Annotated in this window: 4 protein-coding genes; all 4 read right to left on the bottom strand. The window is 39.4% G+C overall.

Annotation, left to right across the window (positions count from 1 at the left end):
• Positions 1-260: hypothetical protein (locus B0182_RS13455; protein ID WP_143821766.1), on the bottom strand; the 260-nt coding region annotated here is incomplete at its 3' end.
• A 63-nt stretch (positions 261-323) separates the two neighbouring features.
• A complete protein-coding gene (locus tag B0182_RS13460; RefSeq protein ID WP_078275402.1) occupies positions 324-974 on the bottom strand; it encodes a hypothetical protein in 651 nt (216 codons plus the stop codon).
• Positions 974-2,770, bottom strand: coding sequence for a zinc metalloprotease (locus tag B0182_RS13465; RefSeq protein ID WP_078275403.1), 1,797 nt, complete (start codon positions 2,768-2,770; stop codon positions 974-976). The genes B0182_RS13460 and B0182_RS13465 overlap by 1 nt, the downstream gene beginning before the upstream one ends.
• 9 nt (positions 2,771-2,779) lie before the next feature.
• On the bottom strand, positions 2,780-2,986 hold the full coding sequence (locus B0182_RS14085) for a hypothetical protein (protein WP_143821767.1): 207 nt from the start codon (positions 2,984-2,986) through the stop codon (positions 2,780-2,782).
• Positions 2,987-3,459 lie beyond the last annotated feature (473 nt).

The raw sequence follows: 3,459 nt of genomic DNA on the forward strand, positions 1-3,459 counted from the left end.
TTTACAACCCAACGACTTAGCTCATCTGTATGTTTATCTAAAGACACATTAAAGCGAGATAAAAACTCACTAAAAGACATCAGTTCAGCCTCCCTATCGTCAGGTATGCCGATATACGGAGTTGGAGGTATATAATTATGCCGCACTTGCCATTTTGGCACACAATGCGTCTCACTATAGTAATCCGCTGACTCATAAGGCGGTGCTGAAAAAGCAGTTGTATGGATAAAGGCAAATAAAGTGGCGATAAAGTATTTCATCATAACTCCTTATTCTTGGGGATGGTTAGGCTTCTGTCAGCACGGAGGATATTCCATTGCCATTTAAAGAATAGATAAGGCATACACTACTTTAAAATTACATCTTTTTATAGGATGATAATGAGTGTTAATACCCCTTAAAGAAAAATACTTCCCATCATGCTCTAAAAAAACAGAGATATATCCATCGACAACAAGCTCTAATCGCCCTAAATATCTTTTATAGAGTTCGTCTAATATTTCTTGGGATTTTTGATGGTCTTGAACAACCAAATTAATGGTTTCTATCATTGCCATTTTGTCATCGTCGGATAAAGTATGCGTTCTTTTCTTATCTTTTTCTGTTTCATGACGCATGTAATATTGTAAATAGTGAACCATGCCATGGCTTCTACCGATATAAAGATAGCTGTTTAATTCGTTAAACTGCATGATGTGAGCTTTATTTTCTTTTACAACCCAACGACTCAGCTCATCTGTATGTTTATCCAAAGATACTTCAAAACGGGTCAAGAATTCATCAAAAGACATCAGTTTAACTTTTCTGTCATGGGGTATGCCTATGTATACAGGTGGAGGCGGTATATAGTCATATTCAAATGTATGCTTAGGAGTGCAATGTTTTTCGCTATAATAATCTGCTGACTCATAAGGTGGTGCCGAAAAGGCAGTTGTATGGATAAGAGCAAATAGCGTGGCGATAAAGTATTTCATCATAACTCCTTATTCTTGGGAATGGTTAGGCTTCTGTCAGCACGGAGGATATTCCATTGCCACTTAAACAGAGAATTCATTTTACCTGAATATTCATTGACTGTTGGATACTCTGGTGCTTCTTTATCTCGTTGAGTTTTAGATGACGGTATTCTCCCCTCATAATCCATCACATTATCTGTATATCCTTGATAAAACTGATATGTGGGAAAGTGGTTTAGGATGGCTTTGGCGTGGCTCTCGTCTAGATGTCCTTTGCTGGCTTTGAGTTTATCTAATTCTGGTGGCTTGTCAAAAGTATGAGGCAGACCAAAGCTGTGTCCAAGCTCGTGAAATATCGCATAAATATCATTTTGTGCGACAGCATAGATGATGGCGGTATTGCCACTGACATAATCGGCTTGGTTTAATAACTTGTCGTTAGGAATACCTGCAAAACAACCACAAGAGATTTCATCTTCTGTAAAGGGGCGTGGTGTTACAACACCGCCAATGGCACCAGTAACACTGCTATCTGAATGAATATACTCTGTGGAAGGTATTTTTCCTGTCTCGTCAGGTTCGCAGGTTGGTACTGCCACATTCATGGTAACAGGCTTGACATCGGTAAATATGAGATGGGTAGTTTTATTTTGATTGCTCTCCGTCCAGTGGCCATAGATGGCACTGCTTTGTAGTGCTGTATTGGGATACAGTTGCTCAAATAACTGCCGAACATCCAAGTCAAAATTTGACCTATTTTGCCGATCTATAGGAGTGTTATTAAAAGCCAACAGATTTGGGTAGCTATTTGTTCTGGTTTTTCTACATTCGTATTTTTTTAAAAACTCTTCTATCTCTCTTTGATGGTGGCGTGTGTGTATTTTTTCATGAAGCCTCATGTTAAAAACCTTACTCTCAAAGGTTAGATTGATAAGTGCCTGACCAAAGGCTTCTGATCTTAGTCTATCCTGATATCTAAGCTCTGGCATGGCGTAGCTGTTTGGTATCATGGCAAATTGCACTACTTGAATGTGTGCGGCGGGTATCTCATGATTGGGATAGATGAGTAGAACACCAACATCTCGGCTGTGATTATTATGTTTGGCGGTTACCAAGATATGGCGAACCTTATCACTGGGGGTTTTGACCTTGATGGTAAGCTGTTTGGTTGGGTCGGCATAGTATTTAATGGAGGTGTCTTTGCCCAAAGGACGGGTGAGTTGACCTTTTTCCAAAAATATCTCCAGTGGCACCTTTAGAATGTTCTTGTCTCTAGACTTGTCTCTAAAATAAATCTCAACACCATCATCACTGGGGGTAAATATCAGTACCGTGCCATCTTTGGCAAGTGGTCTATCCATGTCTACTGCCTCTTGGTCTATCTGTAGATGGAGTTTAGCATGGGTGTGTGTTACGCCTTCGGGCTTATGCTTCTCAGCAAATACTGCCAGCCATGATGGGATATATTCATCGACACCGCAGGTCTTAATCCTACTTAAAACCTCGACAGGCTGTGGGTCATCAAACCAAAGATGGGTATATTCTTTTTTAAGTTTGTCAATATCGCCCCTGTATAAGCGTGTGGGCTCATTGTTATTTTCTAGGACAGAGACGATGTCATGGATGTACTCATCTCGAAGCCAGTCAAAACCAAAGTTTTGCACTTGCTCGCTCACAGAACCCCAAGGGTCATCAACAAGAGGTTTGCGAAAATGTACCAAAAATTTTCGAGGGACACCAGAGATGACCACCTTGCAAGTCGGAGCATCTGTCGCTGTGCTGGCGGTGGTGGTTTTATATTCTTTTTGCGACATAATAACTCCTTAAATATCTAGATGAATTTCGATATCCTCTTGGGAGTCTGTGTAAAACACTTGTGTTTTGCCACTGCTGTCGGTAATACCCTTGAAAGACTCGCCTGTTGCTTTGTTGTGAGCAGTATAAGTAGTATGAGCATATGGCACATTATCATCATTGGTAAAGTGAAAACACAGCGTGTAGAGCTTGGGTAAGAAGGGCAAGTTGGGCATGGGCACCTGCTCACCCTCCAAAAGCTTTGTTGTCTCTGCTTTGACTTTGAAGATCTTCGGTGTGGTAATGAATACACCATGCTCATTTATTTTAATTTCTGAACCTGCTACCATGACTAGTCCTCATTGATAGAGTGATTGATGTGATAATATCTTACAATATTACTTAAAATTACCTTTATTGGCAAATAATTTTTACAAAAAAACAAACCATAAATGCTTGTTATGGCTTGTTTTTAAGGGCTAAAGTTATCTAAGGCGACTTTGGTGGCTGACATTGCCAAGGTTGGGGTCGCGAGTTCGAATCTCGTTTCCCGTTCCAAATTTTAAAAAGTCCAAATCGAAAGGTTTGGGCTTTTTGTTGTTTAAATTTGTATTGAAAAACTGTAAAATTCCTTGATAAATAATAAAGCTATCAATAAAACCAATATATTTATTTTTTATATTTATAAATTATCTGTAAAAACCTCACC

It is taken from the genome of Moraxella bovis, from assembly GCF_002014975.1.
Classification (GTDB): Bacteria; Pseudomonadota; Gammaproteobacteria; order Pseudomonadales; family Moraxellaceae; genus Moraxella; species Moraxella bovis.